Source organism: Arcicella rosea (genome assembly GCF_014204325.1).
Taxonomy (GTDB): Bacteria; Bacteroidota; Bacteroidia; order Cytophagales; family Spirosomataceae; genus Arcicella; species Arcicella rosea_A.
Window position 1 is genome coordinate 72,575 of record NZ_JACHKT010000014.1, and the last position, 19,839, is coordinate 92,413.

Genomic DNA, 19,839 nt, shown 5'->3' on the forward strand with positions numbered 1-19,839 from the left:
TAATTAATTGCTTATTTGAATTTATAAAAACGCCAATTTGTTTTGAAGTCTTTTTCTAAAGATTGCTTCGTCAGAATGGCTCTAATCATCTCAATCGGTAAGGAATTTTCTTGCATTACGCCATCATGAAATTGCTTGTAGGACATTTTTCCAGTATCCACCAATTCATTTTTTAAAGCCCTGAATTGCAAACCGCCAATCATGTAGGCAATTTGATAAAGTGGGTCATAACCGCCCACAAACGAACGCCTTACTTCGCCTTCGGCATTGGCTTTTTCATGTCCAACTCGGTCGATTAAGAAATCGATACATTGCTGTGGTGTCCAGTTTTTTGTATGATAATTGAGCGAGAAAATAATTCTGGCACAGCGGTGCATTCGCCAAAAAAGCATTCCAATTTTATCTTCTGGCGATTTTGGGAAATTCATATCATACAATAATAACTCCCAATACAAAGCCCAGCCTTCCATCCAAAATGGTGTATCAAACTGACGATAAACCTTGTTTCTATTCAGCATAAAGTATTGTAAAGAATGCCCCGCAATTAATTCATGGTGAACGGTCGCTCTTGAAAAATGCGGATTATTACCTCGCATACTCATCAATTTTTGGTCTTCCGTCATGGTATTGGTTGGGTACGAAATGATAAATTCTTCTCCGCCCAAGAAAAATGGATTCACCAATTGTCTTTCTGGCGACATCATACTCATTCGCCAACCTTCTTCTGCCAAAGCTGGAATCGTTATTAATTGATTTTTCTTGAGGAAATCAAGCGATTCATTGTAAAGTCTCATCATTTCTTGCGGTTGTTTCGATGGCTCTACATACTTCGTTTTAACGTATTCAAGGGCTGCTTTCCAGTTATCACCAAAACCTAATTCTTTACTTGCCTTTAGCATTTCAGCATCGCACCAAGCAAATTCTTTATTAGCAATATCAACCAATTCTTCGGGCGTATAAGGAATCATTTCGATTTGTAAACGACGCATAATTTCCTCTTTCCCAATCGGATTACCAACAATTCCACTGGCATCTGGTTTCTGAGTAGAAAGATTTTTACCTTTTCCCTGAAAATTATTGGCATATACTTTCAACAAAGAATCTAAACGGTTGTAAGGCTGTGGCATCCACCAAGTAAACATCGGGTCATAACCATTATAAAAACCATAAACTGATTTAATGGCTTTTTGTAAACTCCTAGAAAGATTTGCACCACGTTTGCCTAAATTTTCGGTAATGGTGCTGTCTTTACTTAATTTAGTATTGAGTGAAATGAGTTGTTTCGCCATTTCATTGAATTGAAAAGCCCATTTTGGGGCATCCAAAGGCGTTCCTCTTCTTCTTATTTTCTCTACAGCATACAAACTATCAGCAAAAGGGAACCATTTTTTGATGGCTTCATACTCTTTTTCTTCTATCGTAAATTGATACAATTCTTCGCTTAAATTTCTTTTGAAAAGTGTATAATCCACTTTTGTTCCAATATTTAACTGATTAAAATTGAGTTTTGTTAATTGATTTTGATAGTCGAGAATCAATTTTTTTAAGCGTTCTCGTCTTTCTGGCGAATGTTCAACGAAGTAAAATCTGGTCAATATTCCTTTGTCGGCATAATATTGCGTCATGATATTGTTTACTTCGCTTGTTTGTAAGTACAAATCTGTTGCCGCAACTTGAGCAAAATTGACTGAACGACAAGCGATTAGGCAAAAAACAATCAATAAAAACTTTTTAGAGAGTGGTTGATATTTTTTCATTTGTTGCTGAAATTGTGGCTACCGAATTGTAGCAAGTAAAAGTATAAAATTGTAGTCTTTATCAGTTCATACATTTTATCTATACCTACTTTAAAATTAACTTGAATGTTACGTAGAAAAAAAGAAAGGTACTTCTTCATGATTTTTGCATGAAAAAGTACCTCAAATATTTTTTGAAAAGTATTAGAGACTAATCCCAACCGTCGCTTTCAAGAAAAATGGAAAGCCTGGAGTAAAGTGAATTTCTTCAACCGCATTTGCTTCATTTTGTAATCTGGATTCGGTGGCGAATTGTGTTTCGTTCCATTTCACATTGAAAAGGTTTTCTGCCATTAAACCAAAATTTACTTTCTTGAATTTATAATTTACGTTGGCATCGGTAACGGTATAACCTTTAGCAACGATAGAGTAATCTTCATTCGCTGCACGATTTCCTAAATGTCTCACTCGCAAACCGCCCGAAAAACCTGATGGATGTGTTACGCTCAAACCGCCTGTTAAAGTAAAATCTGGAGCGAGCGGAATATAATTTGCTCCTTCGGGTTCGTCGATGCTTCGAGCCAAAGTATTGGTCATGTCGGCATTGAAAAATAGCCAATTATTGATTTGATAACGAACGCCTACATCCAATCCTTTTCTTACCGATTTTCCACTGGCTTCAATCACGGCTTCGTCACCAACGTAAACAAATTCTTGGTCGAGATGCAAGTACCACAATGCCATATTCAGAATCAAGCGGGATTGTGGTTTCCAAATCATGCCCAAATCTGCACCATAAGCGGCTGGTAATACTTGTTTGCTATTGCTGGCTAAACTACTGACACGAGTATCGTTTGAGTGAAAACCTTTGCCTGCTTTGAAGAACAATTGTATGTCGTGGTCGGGATTATAAATGATATTCAATTTCGGACTGGCAATTACTTTCGCTACCGATTGCACCTGATTATTGTTGAGTTTATCAAGATAATTGAAGTTGAAATAATCTAATCTCAAAGCTGGGTTAATCAACCAATTGCCACGGTGATACTCTATGCCCGTAAAGCCAAAAGCATTGGTTTCTTTCACGTTGCCAAATTTGAGTCTTTCTAAAATTGTTGTACGGTTGAGTGTATGCGAAAGCTCAATATCATTTACGGCATCGTATCTAAAACCTACGCCCGACTGCCAAGAGAGATTTCCCGAAGGAAGTGTATAATATTTATGAATTTCAGATTGCATCCCCAAAATGTCTCTGGATTCTTTTTGTTTGATTTGGTCGCCATTGATAGAATCTTTCAAGAAAAAAGTAAAGTTGGAGTACAGTTCAAAATTGTAATGACTGTAATAAGCCGTGTTTTTAATCAAAAGCGATTCACCGACTTTTTTAGTATGCTGAAAATTTACATTGGTTCTACTGGTGTTTCCGCCTTCTTTGTCGTCGATTGCTCCGAAACGAGTAATCAAACCTTCGTCAATGGCACGCTGTGGTACTTGTCCAGAAGCATTCCATTTACTGCTAAAATATGCAATCGAAAAATTGATTTTGTGCTGATTGGGCAATTCCAAAGCGTATTTTCCCATCACATTTACACGATTGAATTTCTGTGGAGAAATAAATGGCCCGTCGGAATACAAGTATTCACTGGCGATATAGGCAGATTGTTTTTCTTGTTGTCCTAATAAATTCACCAAAGCCATTGTTCTGAAAGTATTAAACATTCCAGCGTTTACCGAAACCTGACTTTCTTTAATTCGCTCTTTGGTCTGAAATTCAACATAACCAGCCGTGGTTAAATTGCCTTTGTTGGCAAAGTACGGGCCTTTCCCATAATCAATTTTTTCAATGGTTTCTGGAATCAAAAAATGTAAATCGGCATAGCCTTGTCCGTGTGCGTGCGAAACCATATTCACGGGCATTCCATCAACAGAAATATTGATGTCTGTGCCGTGATCTAAATCGAATCCACGCAAAAACAATTGTTCGGCTTTACCACCGCCAGCGTGCTGACCAATGAATAAACCCGGTACTTTTCGTAAAATTTCTTGGGAAGAATTGACAGGATAAGTCTTTAAATCAATTTTTGAAATGATACTTTGGGCGTTTACTTCGGGGCTAATTGTTACTTCGTTTAACTGAAAAATACTTTCTTCTAAAACGATTTTCAAAAATTTTTGTGCTGGTTGATAAACAATCTTTTGGGTTTTGAAACCCATGCAAGAGATTTCTAAGGTATCGCCTGTGCTAACTTTTTCCAGTACAAAATATCCCAATTTGTTAGAATGCGAATGTTTATCAATCCGTTTGTTCAAGATAAAACCGCCTTCGATTGGATTTTTATTTGTGTCTGTAATTGTTCCTTCAAGTTTTTGGGCGAATAGATTTAGGTTAAAGAGTAAAAGAAATAAGGTAAGTGTTTGTTTCATGAACGTTGATGAATGAAAGGGTTAATCTAATATGAAATGTGAGCTAAAGCAATGCTACAGAGGTGACGCTCCTTAACTCTATATGTTTTAATATCAATATAATATTACTTTTTTCGCCACCAAAGTAAAAAACCTGTAATGGTTAATAAACCGGGCGTAAGTCCAATAATTACATAGAGGATTTTCAGGAATACGCCTCCATAATTTCCTACGTGCAAAGGGAAGAAAAGGGCTTCAATTTTATCTCCGATAGCCATTTCTGAAAAGCGTTGAACGTTAATAAACTCCCCTGTTTCAGCATTAAAATTTACTCTATTTCCTCCTGCAAATAATGGATTTTGTCCTTCAATATTTCCCCTGACATTAAATTTCTTTTTGGGTTGAGTGGGCAAGTACACATAATTAGGTACTAAATCAGGCATTTTTTTCAAGGCTTCTTGATACATTTTATCAAGCGACACTTTCACTAAAGTATTTTGTGGGGTTGGTATTTCTTCGTTTCGCCAAGTTTCGGATTCAAAAGCAAATAAATTCATCCAAAAACCTGTAAAAAAGATGATGCTATTAAGTACCAAAGCCCATACGCCTACTACTCGGTGTAAGTCAGAAGAAATTGTTCTCCAGTTTTTAGTTTTAATTTTTACTTTGAACGTCAGTACTTTCCAAATGAATTTTCGATAGACTAAAACGCCTGTTAGCATGGATAAAAGCATAACGATTCCCATTGAAGCTGCAAAAGCCGCCCCAGGCATTCCTTGATGAAAGGAAAAATGAAATTGAAAACACCACTCCAATAAATCAACTCGCCAATCGTCACTTCGTCCATGACGAATGATTTGTCCAGTATATTGATTAATTCTTATCAGTCCTAAATCATAAGTTGTCAACTTCGTATCGTTAAGATATAATCTAAAAAAGTAGGATTCATTGGCTGGTGCATGGGGATTTATCCACGAAATACCATCTAAATTTGGATATTCCCGAGTAATTATTCGATAAATATCATCAATGGCAAGGGGATTTTTTTTAACTGTTACCGTATTTAAGTCTGCATAGACAAGCTCTTCCAACTCATCTTTAAATACCAATATTGAACCACTGAGTCCTAACAACAAAAGAAAAAATCCTGTTGTCAGTCCCAACCATTTATGAACACTATAAAGTTTGCGATACAATTTCATGGAAGTTGTGTTAAATAGCGTTATAAAAAATTCAGCCCTTTTCCACAAGGGAAAGGGCTGTCAGAAAAGCTAAAAATTTAGTTTTAAAGAAAGAATTATCTGACGCAAAGTACCGGGCGTAATAAAACCTCTTCCTCCATAATAATAATGTTTATCTAAAAGATTATCGCCTGAAAGTGCCAATACATAGCCTTTTTGCGTATAGCTTACTGTGCCATTTAGCAAAAAGTAATCCTCTGTATAAAACTGTCCTGCTGATTTACTATTGATAATATAATCTTTACCATAATAATTTCCGCCAAGTCCAAATGATAAACCTTTCGGTAAAGTATAACTTACGTAAGCGTTACCCATCCATGCTGGGCCAGAGTTGATTGGACGAAGCCCTTCCGTATTTACATCTGAAGCCGTAATTTGGCTATTGTTATAAGCAACACCTGTGTGAATGTATAAACCTGTAAACGGACGGCTCTGTACATCTACTTCTACTCCACTACTATACTGTTTTCCATCTTGAATAAACATGGTAACATTGGCAGGATTGGCACGTACTGTATTACTGACCAAAATGTTGTAATAACTAATACTGGCATCCAATACATGATTTACATTTGAATACTTGAAACCTGCTTCAAACTGATTACCAAATTGTGGTTTGAAATTTGAAACAGTGCCATCTACTTGGCTCACTGGTGCAACGTTTTGAAAACCATTCATATAACTACTCACAAAAGCAAGTTGCTCTGGAATGATTTGATATGTTAACCCTAATTTTGGAGAAAATGTCGTTTGACTAAATTTCCCAGTTGTGCTTTCTTGGGTTTTATTATAAGTACCCAAATTGTCTAATACATCCAGTCTTGCACTTAGCATAAGTGATAGATTTTTCACTGGATTAATCACATCCGAAACATATAAAGAATAAGTATTCAAGATAGATTTTGTAATAGTTGGCACTCTTCCAAGTAATCGACTACTGATTTCACTTTCATTCAATAAGCCATAATTTACATTTTTCCCTGCTACCGCCACAGTATCAAACACCGGACGCACTACGCCATTGGCGGCATTGGCTCTTGAACCATCCAAGCCATTGGCTGTTACGCCATAACTATATCTGTAAAAATCAAAACCAATCAGTACTCTATTACGAACGTTTCCAATATTGACATCGCCGATAAAATTTTGTTGAATTTGTTGATTGATGATAGATTCAGGAGCATAATTGATAATTCTTCTAATGATTGAAGTATTGTTATTAATCAACGCCATCGTTTGATAATTTCCATAAGATTCACTATTTGAAGTCATGAAATTAGTTTCAGATTTCCATTGATTCGAGATTTTGTAATTCACTTTAGCATAGAAATTGATAGCAGTTGTTTTGAACAATACACTATTGTCGGTATAAGACTTAAAGTAATCTAAATTCAAGGCATTAGCACTTTCAGCGTTTACCAACACACCACTCCTCAAAGGGTTTGATGGCGTTAGTAAAGTATTGTTGGTAGAAACTCTTCTTAAAATTTCTGCCTCAGCTTCAATCGTTAATTTATCGTTTACTTTATAAGTAAAACTTGGAGCTAAAAAGAGATTTTGGTAAGTCCCTTGGTCTTGGAAACTTTCTTTGTTGGTATAAGCACCTGTTATTCTTAATAAGCCTTTCGCTTGCTCGTCTAATTTGGTATTAATATCTACCGTTGCTCTTTGGAAATTATTATTTCCACCCGCAAATGTCAAATTAGTAAAAGTATCATTTTGTGGTTTTACCGTTACTCTATTGATTACTCCGCCAAAAACAGTCATCGAACTTCCAAATAATGTTCCACTTGGACCTTTAATAACATCTAATTGAGCAATATTTACAGGGTCAATATCAGAAGCAACGTAGCCAAGTATGCCATTTCTAAAATTCGACCTCGTTCTGAATCCTCTCACGGTATAATAAGGCGATACACCTGCCCAACTTGGCGAAACACCCGTTACGTTAGAAAGCATATTGTACTGAACAAAGTAATTTCTGTTCAAAATTAATTTACTATTGACAGCATGAGTAATCTGAGGATTCTCTAAATTTTTCAAGGGAATTCTTGATGTAAATTCGCTTGAAACATCCGTAGAATTATTTAACCCATGAATAATAACTTCGTTTAAATCTGTTGTCTTGAGAATTGTTGAATCTTTTTCTTGAGCATTTGAGAAGCTGAAAGAACCTAAAAATAAAAGAGAAAATACTACTTTTTTCATATAAATAACATATTAATATAAGTATTCTATTTCGAATACAATGTGTGCCGTATTACTATTTATAAGCACAAAATTTGAAAATTTGGTAAATGATTTTAAAACGTTCTCGTCAACGTTATTCCTTAGATATTTGGGCTTTATAGCATATAAACTAAATTCAGTAAAAATCTACACATTCAGTTTCTACTTGAAAATAGACATTAGTCGCTTCTGTAGCATTCAGCAAGAATCCTTCATTTGCATACTGCTTTTGTTTAGGCACAAACAAACTATTGAGTAGAGTAAAACACACTACAAACAAACGTTTAAGACACAAGAAATGGAAGATATTATGATTGAGGGGGATGAAAAACACCTTTTAGCATTCCTGTTTGAGGATTCGCTAAAAAATGAAAATTAGGTAAATGTTGTAGAAACATAATGAAAGATAAATCATTAAAGTTAAAATGATTTGAAGAACAAAATAGCTGAATTTCAGGCATTTTCTCTAACCTTTCTGCTGTTTGTTTTTGTTCTCTTTCTTCAGTGGCTTTTAATTTTTTGGCTAAATAACATTTCCCATTACAATGTAAGGAAGATTTATTTTTATTAACACAAAGTACTTTAGCAATATAAGCTTTATTGGCTTGAAAGTACACAACAATTCCCATACGACTGAATAAGGGAAAATTCAGCATTACAAGTAGAAAGTATATGGTAATCCGTGTAAACATTCCTCAAAGTTAGTTTGGTATTTTTTTCAATGCTAATTCTCCAATGAAAATATCAATGTGATATTTTGCTACAGCTCTAAAAATATGCCTTATCAATTTTTAAAAGCTAACTGAAAAAGAATACACCAAACCTTTTAGATTTATTATAAAATCGCTTAGTTTTTGAAGTAAAAAGGCTAAAAGTTGTGGTGAACCGACCAAAGAGGGAGATTTAAGTCTTTCTGGAAAATACTTTTACAGGTTTAGCTGACAAGGTGATATAAAATAAAAAATTCTTTCAATAGGGGTGGAATTAATTCCACCTCTATTGAAAGAATAAGAAATGATCTCTAAAAACTTACTTTAGTGAAGTTATGCACTGATAAATCTCTTCAAAACTCGGTCGGGCGAAAACTACTTCGTTCATACATTTTGTTACTAAATCTTGAAGTATCTGTACTTTGTCTTGGTCGGTTTCGTCGGCTTGAAGGTATCTTAATAAATCATCCAACAAACAAGCAAAAGCCCTTACTTCCAAACGCTGAATAGCGGCGGCTTTGCTTGAATGCACATGATAAGTACTTCCCGCTCCGAAATCGCCAAATAAAGTGTTGGCTTCTTCGTCCACCAAAGTATTATGAGCATATAGGTCGCCATGCGAAACACCCAAAGCGTGCAAATGTTTACCTACACTGGCAATTGAAGCTGAAATTTTTATCACTTCTGCCAAGGTAAAAACTGTTTCGGGCGGATAAGTATCTCTGGTACAGGTTTCAAAACTTGGTGCCCCCCCCAAATTCCTGAAATTCGCAGGAATCAATTCCATCAATAAACCATGTTTATCGGCTGGATGTTCTTTGATTTTGCCTAATACTGTTACCAAATTCGGATGATTTCCTGCCGAAATACAAGCGTTCATTTCATCAGTTGGCAATCCATCGCTGGTTACTTCTCCTTTATATACTTTTACGGCAATGGTTTTTTGTTGGGTAATCCACTCAGCTTTTGAGATATTTCCAGAAGCACCTTCGCCCAATTGTTCTTTTATCTCCAATTCATGCCAAGCAATTTCTTCTAAAGCGATTTGTTCTTCGGTACTTTCCGAAAATGGATTTCCTGCAAAAGCCAACCAAGAAAGTTGAGGAAAAGAAAGCAATTCTTCAGGAAATACTTCAATCTGATTGGCTGAAATACGAAGTAATTGTAAATTTTTACAAGCTGATAATTCTTTGGGTAAAGCTTTTAATCGATTACCTGCCAACATTAATTTTTGCATTCGGTTACATTTTCCGATTGAAGCAGGAATACTTTCGATGGCATTGTTGGTCAGAATTAGCCAACGAGTAGTATAAGGAATGGCGTTTTCGGGAATACTTTGAATTTGATTGGTTTTAAAGCCAATCATTTCAAGGTGTTGACATTCGCCCAAAACTGCTGGAAATTCAGTGAATAGATTATCAGAAAAGAAAGCAATTTTTAGTTTTTTTAGCTGGGCAAAGTCATCGGGTAAGGCTGAAAGTTCATTACCTGATAAATCTAAAATTTCTAAAGTATCTGCCAGTTGATAGATTTCTTTGGGAAAGCTTTTTAAGCCACAAGATAATTTTAAACGTGTTGTTCCTAATAATTCTCCTGAGTACAATTGTTGGAGTGTCTGCATGAATGGCAAAGGTTTGTTTTTTCAAAGATAGATTGGGATTAATCCCAATCCTATAGATAAGAAAACAAGTTTTTATAGAAAATCTATTGATTACTGATGGCATGACTTGAAGTCATGCCATCAGTATAAATCAGCACTTTGCTGTATAAAGTTGATAAACAATCGACTAATTACAACTATTACAGTTTGTGACGTGTCTTTAGAAAGTTCGTCTCTCAAATTGTACAAAAAATGAAAATACTTTCAGCATTTATTTTACTGCTTTTATTCACGCTATCTCTTAGCTGTAAAGACGAAGAGGTTTCTCCGCAAAAAGCGATTTTAGGGAAATGGGAGTTAGTTGGTATTGGTAATGGAAAAGTGGAAATATCAGCTAATTTAAAATGGTATGATGAGTATCTTGAGGACAGTATCTTGCTACAACACGAATATAGTAGGGGAAAAATAGTTAAAACAAAATACTATTGGGAAAGCAATGGTTTTTTGAATACAGATGGGACTACTTATAAATGTGTATTTTATAAAGACACTATGCAATTAGACTACGCTCATGCAAATGCTTTATTTATGACACTTTTTTACAAACGGGTTAAATAAATACTAGTACTGATGGCATGAATCAAGTCATTTAAACGAATAAAATAGATTTACTCTTTTAACATCAATAGGGTTGGGATTAATCCCAACCCTATTGATGTTTGATTATTTGTTGTACTCAGTAATCTAATTTTATACTCTTGCTTTTTCTAATAAAGCCTTTGTTGCTCTGATGCCAGCGTCTTCATCCAAATAGTTTTCTTTTGCTCCCATCATATTTATCGTACTCATGAATAATTTTAGCATCTTTGAAAGCCTCTAAAGTCATGGCTTTAGGTTTTTCTCTTTCGGTAAAATTACCAAAATCAGGCAAACAACCAGCGAATGGATTGTTTACTTGTTTCAATAAAGCCACTAACCAATCTGGATTGGTAGAAATGGTGATATAATTTTCGATGATTCCGCCAAAGAAATTTCAAAATGAGGTTTAGCTGTACCAAAAACGGTTTCAGGAAGAAAACTCGCCGCAGTTAGTAAGCCCAATTGCCCCATAAACTCACGACGACTTGAATGATTTTGTGCTAAGTTTTCCATTGGTTTTGAAATAAAACCTCATCCCCCAGCCCCTTCTCCTGTAGAGAAGGGGAGAAGACTTTTTGATTTAAAGCTCCCCTCTCTGACGGAGAGGGGTTGGGGCGACCGTCGCTGCGGGTGAGGTATGCTGCTATACTTACTTTTTATCTCCATCAAAAGCCATTCCCATCGCTTCTAATTTCACTTTTGTAACAGCTCCTGCATCATTTTTGATAAAGACTACAATGGCTTTTCCGCCTGCATCATATTTATCTGCTGTGCCAGTAGCCGTTAATTCACCTACTTGTCCGCCAGCATCAATCATCAATTTGTCATCTTTTACTGATATTGAGATTTCTTCAAATGGCAAGCCTGTCATTTTATATTTACCTGCATAAATAGTCAAATCCGTTTTGGCTTCTGGTGTTGTAGTGGCTGCTGGAGCGGATTCTCCAATTTCTGTTTTAAACTCAGCACCCATTACCACCATTAAAGATTGTCCTTCTGCTTTTTGATTTTGGAAAACTACATACAAATCATGCGTACCATCTGTTGGTGCAATACTGATGTCAACAAGTTTTCCTGCAAAACTCATTTCGTCTGTTGGGGCGATAAACGGAGAAGCTCCAATTACTTTACCTGTTGGCGAATCAATGCGAATTTCAATGACTCCACCTTGTGCATTTAACTGCGGTTTTGGGGTCATGGCTACGAATGAAATTTGCTTAATTTCACTTAAATCAATTTGAGAAAGCGAAACGTAAGAGCCAGATTTTGAAGGAATTGCTAATTCATTTCCTCCGAATGACATTTTTGAAACGGCTTCATACTTATCAAATTTATGCGGACTCATTTTCGCATTACGCAAAGTAAAAGTCTTCTCTGAAGCTAAAGAAGGAATATCTTTTGAACCTTGATCTTGATAAGAAGCACGTAAAATATACACTCCTTGTCCTTTGTCGTTTGCAGGTAATTTTGTTGTGTAAGTACCTTTTACGGGTAAAGAATTTACTTTTGCTTTGTCTTGCGATAAACTCAAAATATACTTCACCATATCGGAAGCATCCGCTGCCGAAAGTTGTGGGTGACCGCTCATTGGTACTTCGCCCCAAACACCACTTCCACCAGAAATTACTTTTTTAGTTAATCTTTCTAAAGCACCTCCATCGTTTTTGTATTTCGCTGCTACTTCTTTGTACATTGGACCAACAGATTTTTTGTCAACACTATGGCAGGCCTTACAGTCGCTTGCTTCCATCAATTTTTTGCCCGAAGCAAAACTTGCCGAAGCATCTGCCGAACGGTGTCCTTGTGAGATAGCGATTTTATCAAAACCTTCTGCCAAATAATCAATACTTACTGCTACTTGCTCAGGTTTGATTTTTCCATTAGCCAAACTGCCGTCTTCTCTATCGCTTACTTTTACTTCATAATCGAATGGTTTATTCGGGAAGTAAAATGTTTTATTACTCTTCGGTAAATCAAAAGCTAAGGTTGGCGGTTCATTTCCAGCCGTTAGTTCCATTGATTGACTATTGCTTTGTCCTTTACCGTCCGAAACCGTTAACGTCGCTTTATAAATGCCCGCTTTCGTCAATGTCAAACTTGCTTCTGGCGTATTGATTACTTTTACAAATCCTTTTTTATCTGTGATTTTCCAAGAATATTTCAGCACATCGCCGTCGGCATCTACTGTACCTTTCGAGCTAAGTACTACTTTAAAAGGAATGGCTCCACCCATTTTGCCTGAGGCAATTTGTACAATTGGCTTACGATTTCCGCCATTGTATTCGATGCGAATCAAACGAGCATCATCATTGGCAGTAAACCAACCCGAACCGTACTCCAACATATATAAATCGCCATTTTCAGCAAATTCCATATCCATCGGATTACTGAATTTATAGCTTGGCATAAAGCGTTCCATCGAAACATAATTTCCTTCTTTATCCAAAGTAACTGCCATAATCCAGCCACGCATCCATTCATAAATCAATACTTTCCCATCGTAATATTTCGGAAAAGCATGATTGGCATTTTTGAAAGCTTCACTATAAAATACTGGCCCAGCCATGGCATTTCTACCGCCACTACCAACTAATGGGAATTCTGGAGATTCTCCATAAGGATACCAAATAAATGCTTTTTGTGCAGGCGGTAATACTTTCAAGCCTGTATTGTTTGGTGAAGTATTCGTTGGTGCATTAGCATCCCACAATTCTAATGATTTATTATTGACAAAATCAAATTTGTTATAGGCTTTGTTGTCTCCTACAAAATGAGGCCAGCCATAATTGCCTGCTTTGCGTGCTTGTCCTACTTCGTCATGTCCTGCGGGGCCACGGTCGGCGGCTGGTTTGTTAGCATCTGGACCAACTTCTCCCCAATATAAATTACCATTTTTCTGGTCAACTGAAATACGGAAAGGATTACGATGTCCCATTGTGTAAATTTCAGGACGAGTATTTGGCGTACCTTTTGCGAATAAATTTCCCTCTGGAATGGAATAAGAACCATCTGAAGTAGGTTTAATTCTGATGATTTTACCTCTTAAATCATTCGTATTGGCAGAAGATTTCTGAGCATCCCAAGCACTGCGGTCTGGGCGTTCGTCGCTTGGGCTATAACCGCTTGAACCATGTGGGTTTGTGTTATCACCTGTTGAAAGGAAAAGATTTCCTGCTTTATCCCAAGCGATAGAGCCACCCGTATGGCAACATTGTTCTCTTTGCGTTGGGATTTCTAATAATACTTTTTTAGAATCTAATATCAATTCATCACCACGTAATTCATAGCGAGTCAAAATGTTTTTGGCGTCGTCGCCTACTGGAGAATAATATAAGTAAATCCAGTGATTTTGAGCGAAGTTCGGGTCTTTACTCAAACCTAATAAACCATCTTCCGCTTCCGAAATTTTACCTTCTTTGTCTTTATATTTTGTACTTACTGGAATGGAAGCAATGGTTTTTAATTGTTTGGTTTTAGTATTATACAAACGAACATCTCCACGACGCTCGATGAATAAAATACGACCATCATTCAACACGCTCAATTCCATTGGCTCGCTTAGTTTTTCTTCTAAAACTACTTTTGCAAAGCGGTTTTCTTCTGGACGAGCCTTTGCGTAATCCAACGGCTTTGGTGCGTCTCCACCAATTACATAATTCAAACCAGCCCAAAGATGTGCTAAGAAAAGTGGTTCAGAAAATGTTTGGTCGGTATGTCCCATCGCAGTATAAAAAGAGCGACCGCCATCAAATTCGTGATACCAGCTAATGGGGTGATTGTCGCCATTTTTTCCACCTTGGTATGTTTTTTCATCCAATTTCACCACAACGTTAATTGTTGGGTCAATTTTCTGAAAACTGTAAAATTCATCTTCACGCTCAAATTCATCAGGTAACATTTTAGTTGACCAATGATTTTTTTGTGAAACATAAAATTTACCTTTTTGTACATTGTTTGGCATCGGATGATCCAAGAAGTACGCACCAGCCAAACGACCATACCAAGGCCATTCATACTCAGTATCCGTAGCAGCATGAATTCCTAAATAACCACCACCCGCTTGAATGTAGCGTTCAAATTCTCCTTGTTGTTCAGAATTCAATACATCACCTGTTGTACTTAAAAACACAACTGCCTTATAACGTTTTAGGTTAGCGGTATTAAAAGCTGAAGCATCCTCTGTTAAATCGACTGTGAAACCTTTCTCTTTTGCCATTTTCTGAAAAGCAGCTTGCCCTGCTTCGATAGATTGATGGCGGAAAGCTGCCGTTTTGCTAAAAACTAATACTCTGGGCGGATTCGTTTGTCCGACAAGTAACTGAGCACTTAACAAAAAAATACCCATTATCAGTAAAAAGGTATTCGTCAAGCTATGAAATCGGTAATGTTGTTTACTCATCTTGAATGATTGTTTTGAATTAGATAATAAATTTAAATGATTGAAAATGAATACTATTCTGAGTGGATGATTTACTGTTTACGTAAATAATTAAACAAATAATTGATTAAGTTTTATCATTGTTTCATTATGGAACAATGATACTTCATTTTCTTGAATCCGCCAAGTTTTTGTATTATTTTTGTAAAATTTTGAATCAAAAAGAAAGTATATGGAATCCGAACAAATAATTATTGACGAAGAGAAATTCATTCCACACTTATCTATCGATTGTGTGATTTTTGGATTTCACGGAGAGCAATTAAAAGTTTTATTACCTAAAGTAAAGAATTTAGATTTGTGGTCATTGCCTGGTGGTTATGTCTTGAAAGATGAAGATATTGAAAAGGCAGCCCAAAGAATTTTAGAGGAAAGAACCGGAGTAACAGATATTTATCTTGAACAGTTTTATGTTTTTGGCAAAGCAAATCGCTCGACAGGCGAAACGCTCAAGAAAATATTATTGAAGAATAATGTTAAGATTAATAATACGAGCTGGGTTTTTGAACGCTTTGTTTCAATTGGGTACTATGCTTTGGTAGATTTTTCTAAAGTAAATACTAAAATTGGTATTTATGACGAAGCTTGCGAATGGCACGATATTCATCAATTACCCAACTTAGCTTTTGATCATGCAGAAATTACCCAAAAAGCACTAGAAACACTTCGGTTTATGTTGGATGATAAACTGATTGGGTTAAATTTATTGCCCGAAACTTTTACGATGAAGGAACTCCAAATACTTTATGAAACTATTTTGGATAAACCTTTACGAAGAGATAATTTTCAAAGAAAAATATTATCGATGGGTATTTTGGAAAGAGTAGAAAAGAAATTTACAGGTGCGGCACACAAAGCTCCTTATCTTTATAAATTCATAAAATAATAATTTATTGATTTTAGTTGTTGTTCATTAAGTAATTTACCTCTTAATTTCCCTTATTAATAAATACGTTGCACTACGATTAAAGTGCAGAAATCAATCACATGGATAATATCAACAACATTATGCTTCAAGCTGCTGAAGCGTTTAAACAATACCGTAAGGTTTCTGGAAAACAAAAAGCTGTTTTTTTAAGAGCTATTGCCGAAGAAATTGAAGCTTTAGGCATGGAGCTTATTCATACCACAATGGAAGAAACTAATCTTCCTGAAGCTAGATTATTAGGCGAACGTGGACGGACGATTTTTCAATTAAAAATGTTTGCAGACCTTTTAGAGGAAGGTTCATGGGTAGAAGCTCGTATCGATACCGCTCAACCAGACCGCAAACCTTTACCGAAGGTAGATATTCGTAAAATGTCTGTGCCTTTGGGCGTGGTGGTGGTTTTTGGGGCAAGTAATTTTCCTTACGCTTATTCAACCGCTGGTGGCGACACGGCTTCGGCTTTAGCTGCTGGTTGTCCAGTTGTTCTAAAAGGTCACCCAGCACACGCACGTACTTCTGCCATGGTTGCTGATGCTATTTTGCGTGCCGTTGAACGTACAGGAATGCCAGAAGGTACTTTTTCGCACGTAGATGGTGGCAATGGTTTTGAAATCGGAAAAGCATTAGTAATGCACCCAGTAACCAAAGCAGTTGGTTTTACGGGTTCTTTTGCTGGTGGAAAAGCTTTGTTCGATATGGCGAATCAACGTCCTGAGCCTATTCCTGTATTTTCAGAAATGGGAAGTATCAATCCAGTTGTGTTGATGCCAGAAAAATTATCGACAAGTTCAGAAAGTATTGCCAAAGATTATGCAGGTTCAATTACTTTGGGTGTCGGACAATTCTGTACAAATCCTGGTCTAATTTTAGGCGTTGATAATGCTGATTTACAAAGCTTTATTAAAGTACTTGCTGCTGAAATCGAAAAAGTTTCGCCTTCAAAAATGTTGAATGCAGGAATTTATCAAAACTACGAAGGCAAGAAAACAGTAGCTTTAGCACAAGAAAATGTAACAACTGAGGCAGAATCGCTGGTTGAAAAAACGGATAGTATTCAAGGCTTGGCAACGGTTGCTTCGGTAGATGCTGATGTATTTTTAGCAAATCCTACTTTACACCAAGAAGTATTTGGGCCTTATTCTTTGGTGGTGAAATGTAAAGATTTAGCACAATTGGCTACCGTGATTCAGCATTTAGAAGGACAGCTTACGGCTACTTTTATGGCAACAGAAACGGAATTGCAAGCGAATGATGACATCGTAGAAGCACTTAGAAATATCAGCGGACGCTTAATTTTCAATGGCGTTCCTACGGGTGTGGAAGTATGTTATGCCATGCACCACGGCGGGCCGTTCCCATCTTGTACGGATGCCCGTTTTACTTCTGTTGGGCCAGATGCCATCAAACGTTTTGTTCGTCCTGCGAGTTATCAAAGCTTTCCAGATAGCCTTTTACCTGCGGAATTACAAGATACCAATCCACTAAACATTTGGAGAATGGTTGATAACGAATGGAAAAAATAATCATTAAATTTATATCAATCGGAAATATATTTCCACATTGATATTTTCAATAATTTTTGCAAAACCTAAAAGACGGCTGATGAATTTTTGAGAATTCATTAGCCGTATTCTTTTTATAGGATTTTTAGCTAAAGCCTTCTCTTTCATCTTGTCTGTTTTGCCAGACGAAAGACTTAAATTATTGGCATATTTTTAATATTAAATTGTATTTATACATAAAATAGCTCTTTTTTTCAAAAAATCAATATTTTATTGCCGATTTTTTGAAGTTGCATTTTGTCTCATTCAATATTTAAAAGAATATTTCCTATAAAATCGGAAATATATTACTAAAATAAATATTTTACTGTTTGTTAATATTTTATTTTAAATATCATTAGGTACTATAATTCATTTGTCTTTAAGTTTGCATGTCTTATTTCAAAACTAAGAAATGTTTACTCAAAATTGTTATTAAAATGATTGAAGCAACTGAAGCCATAGAACTAGAAAAGGAAAGTATTTCTCTGGAAAGAGTACCCACTAAAATTTATAAAGATGCCGCTGAAGCCTCAAAAGCAGTAGCACAAGAAATTGCCAAAATTATCCGCCGAAAAAATGCTTCAGGAAAACCCGCAGTATTGGGTTTGGCAACTGGCTCGACACCTAAAAAAGTATATGCAGAACTTATTCGTCTTCATAAAGTAGAAGGTTTAAGTTTTGAAAATGTGATTACTTTCAATTTGGATGAATATTATCCGATGCAACCAGATGCAGTACAGAGCTATCACCGTTTCATGAAAGAACAATTGTTTGATCATGTAAACATTGCTCCTGAAAACTGTCATATTCCAACAGGAACTTTACCTTTAGAAAAACTCGCCATCTTCTGCAAAGAGTACGAAGCACAAATTGAAGAATTAGGCGGTTTAGATATACAAATTTTGGGCATCGGTAGAAACGGACATATCGGTTTCAACGAGCCGGGTTCTTTGGTGAACTCGAAAACAAGATTAATGACGCTTGATATTACGACTCGTATGGATGCTGCGGGCGACTTTGGTACTTTGGTAAAAGTGCCACGCAGAGCAGTAACGATGGGCGTAAAAGCAATCATGGAAGCGAAAAGAGTTGTTCTTTTAGCTTTTGGTGAACATAAAGCACAAGTAATTAAAGAAGCGATTGAAGGCACAGTTTCTGAAAAAATTCCAGCTTCATATTTACAAGGACACCAGAATGTAAGATTTATTTTAGACGAAGCCAGTGCTTCTGAATTAAGTAGCCGCAAAAAACCTTGGTTATTTGATGAAGTAATTTGGAATAAAATGATGGTGAAAAAAGCCGTTACCAATTTGGCTTTGAGCTTGGATAAACCGATTCTGAAATTAACTAATCGTGATTATAACGAAAACGGATTAAGTGATTTACTCGCCAATTACGGTCAGGCTTACGACATTAATTTACAAGTATTCCAAAGTCTTCAACATACTATTACGGGTTGGCCGGGTGGAAAATCATTGGCAAGTGATGCCAACAGACCAGAAAGAGCTTTTCCTGCTCAAAAAAGAGTATTGATTTTTAGTCCACACCCAGACGACGATATTATTTCAATGGGTGGAACTTTCCAACGTTTGGTTGACCAAGGGCATGATGTACACGTGGCATATCAAACTTCTGGAAATATTGCTGTTGCAGATGATGAAGCTTTGCGTTTTATTGATTTCTTAGACGATTTCAACACAGCTTTTGACATTGAAAACAAAAAATATAATACTGTTTTTGAAGAAGCAAGAGCATTTTTAAGCAAAAAGAAAGACAGTGAAATTGATATTCCTGCGGTGCGTTATGTAAAAGGAATCATTCGTCAGGGAGAAGCTAAAGCTACTTGTCGTTTTGTAGGTATTCCATCATCGAATGTTCACTTTTTGAATATGCCTTTTTATGAAACAGGTGCTATTCAAAAAATGCCATTAGGCGAAGCAGACATCAAAATCGTTTCAAATATTATTGCTGAAATAAAACCACATCAAATTTTTGCAGCAGGCGATTTAGCTGACCCACACGGAACGCATAAAGTATGTTTAGATGCCATTTTTGAATCGCTTGAGCGTTTGAAAAAAGAAGAGTACATGAACGATTGTTGGGTTTGGTTATACCGTGGAGCTTGGGCAGAATGGGACATTCATGAAATTGAAATGGCTGTGCCGATGAGTCCAACACAAGTATTACAGAAACGTCATGGAATTTTCAAACATCAGTCGCAGAAAGACGGAGTAGTTTTCCAGGGAAACGATTCTAGAGAATTCTGGCAACGTGCTGAAGACAGAAACAGTGCTACGGCAGATTTATACAATAAATTAGGTTTTGCAGAATACGCAGCCATCGAGGCTTTTGTGCGATACCACTTTTAATA

General features: G+C 36.3%; 12 protein-coding genes. 4 read left to right on the forward strand and 8 right to left on the reverse strand.

Annotated features, from left to right (window positions below):
* Nucleotides 1-11: 11 nt before the first annotated feature.
* From HNP25_RS10910 to HNP25_RS10935, 6 genes are all read right to left on the reverse strand, one after another.
* Complete coding sequence (locus tag HNP25_RS10910; RefSeq protein ID WP_184134096.1) at nt 12-1,757, reverse strand: DUF885 family protein; 1,746 nt, start codon at nt 1,755-1,757, stop codon at nt 12-14.
* Between the two features lie 183 nt (nt 1,758-1,940).
* The gene (locus HNP25_RS10915) at nt 1,941-4,160 is read right to left on the reverse strand and encodes a TonB-dependent receptor (protein WP_184134097.1); all 2,220 of its coding nucleotides are present in this window, start codon (nt 4,158-4,160) and stop codon (nt 1,941-1,943) included.
* Between the two features lie 104 nt (nt 4,161-4,264).
* Nucleotides 4,265-5,341 carry a PepSY-associated TM helix domain-containing protein gene (locus HNP25_RS10920; RefSeq protein WP_184134098.1) on the reverse strand — a complete coding sequence of 359 codons (1,077 nt, stop codon included), beginning with the start codon at nt 5,339-5,341 and terminating at the stop codon, nt 4,265-4,267.
* 69 nt (nt 5,342-5,410) lie between these two features.
* Nucleotides 5,411-7,588: a TonB-dependent siderophore receptor gene (locus HNP25_RS10925; protein ID WP_184134099.1), complete on the reverse strand. Its 2,178-nt coding sequence runs from the start codon at nt 7,586-7,588 to the stop codon at nt 5,411-5,413.
* A 329-nt stretch (nt 7,589-7,917) separates the two neighbouring features.
* A complete protein-coding gene (locus tag HNP25_RS10930; protein WP_184134100.1) occupies nt 7,918-8,301 on the reverse strand; it encodes a hypothetical protein in 384 nt (127 codons plus the stop codon).
* A gap of 337 nt (nt 8,302-8,638) precedes the next feature.
* The gene (locus HNP25_RS10935; protein ID WP_184134101.1) at nt 8,639-9,940 is read right to left on the reverse strand and encodes a leucine-rich repeat-containing protein kinase family protein; all 1,302 of its coding nucleotides are present in this window, start codon (nt 9,938-9,940) and stop codon (nt 8,639-8,641) included.
* Nucleotides 9,941-10,171: 231 nt separating this feature from the next.
* Here HNP25_RS10935 and HNP25_RS10940 point away from each other — a divergent pair, with 231 nt between their 5' ends.
* Complete coding sequence (locus HNP25_RS10940) at nt 10,172-10,537, forward strand: hypothetical protein (protein WP_184134102.1); 366 nt, start codon at nt 10,172-10,174, stop codon at nt 10,535-10,537.
* A 354-nt stretch (nt 10,538-10,891) separates the two neighbouring features.
* Here HNP25_RS10940 and HNP25_RS10945 read toward each other — a convergent pair whose 3' ends face one another.
* Both HNP25_RS10945 and HNP25_RS10950 read right to left on the reverse strand, forming a co-directional pair.
* Nucleotides 10,892-11,071, reverse strand: a complete 180-nt coding sequence (locus HNP25_RS10945; RefSeq protein ID WP_184134104.1) for a hypothetical protein — start codon at nt 11,069-11,071, stop codon at nt 10,892-10,894.
* A 136-nt stretch (nt 11,072-11,207) separates the two neighbouring features.
* Complete coding sequence (locus HNP25_RS10950; RefSeq protein ID WP_409012505.1) at nt 11,208-14,957, reverse strand: ThuA domain-containing protein; 3,750 nt, start codon at nt 14,955-14,957, stop codon at nt 11,208-11,210.
* Between the two features lie 211 nt (nt 14,958-15,168).
* Here HNP25_RS10950 and HNP25_RS10955 point away from each other — a divergent pair, with 211 nt between their 5' ends.
* From HNP25_RS10955 to nagB, 3 genes are all read left to right on the forward strand, one after another.
* Nucleotides 15,169-15,882 carry an NUDIX hydrolase gene (locus HNP25_RS10955; protein WP_184134105.1) on the forward strand — a complete coding sequence of 238 codons (714 nt, stop codon included), beginning with the start codon at nt 15,169-15,171 and terminating at the stop codon, nt 15,880-15,882.
* A gap of 101 nt (nt 15,883-15,983) precedes the next feature.
* Nucleotides 15,984-17,447 carry an aldehyde dehydrogenase (NADP(+)) gene (locus HNP25_RS10960; RefSeq protein ID WP_184134107.1) on the forward strand — a complete coding sequence of 488 codons (1,464 nt, stop codon included), beginning with the start codon at nt 15,984-15,986 and terminating at the stop codon, nt 17,445-17,447.
* A 458-nt stretch (nt 17,448-17,905) separates the two neighbouring features.
* On the forward strand, nt 17,906-19,837 hold the full coding sequence (gene nagB / locus HNP25_RS10965) for a glucosamine-6-phosphate deaminase (protein WP_184134109.1): 1,932 nt from the start codon (nt 17,906-17,908) through the stop codon (nt 19,835-19,837).
* Nucleotides 19,838-19,839 lie beyond the last annotated feature (2 nt).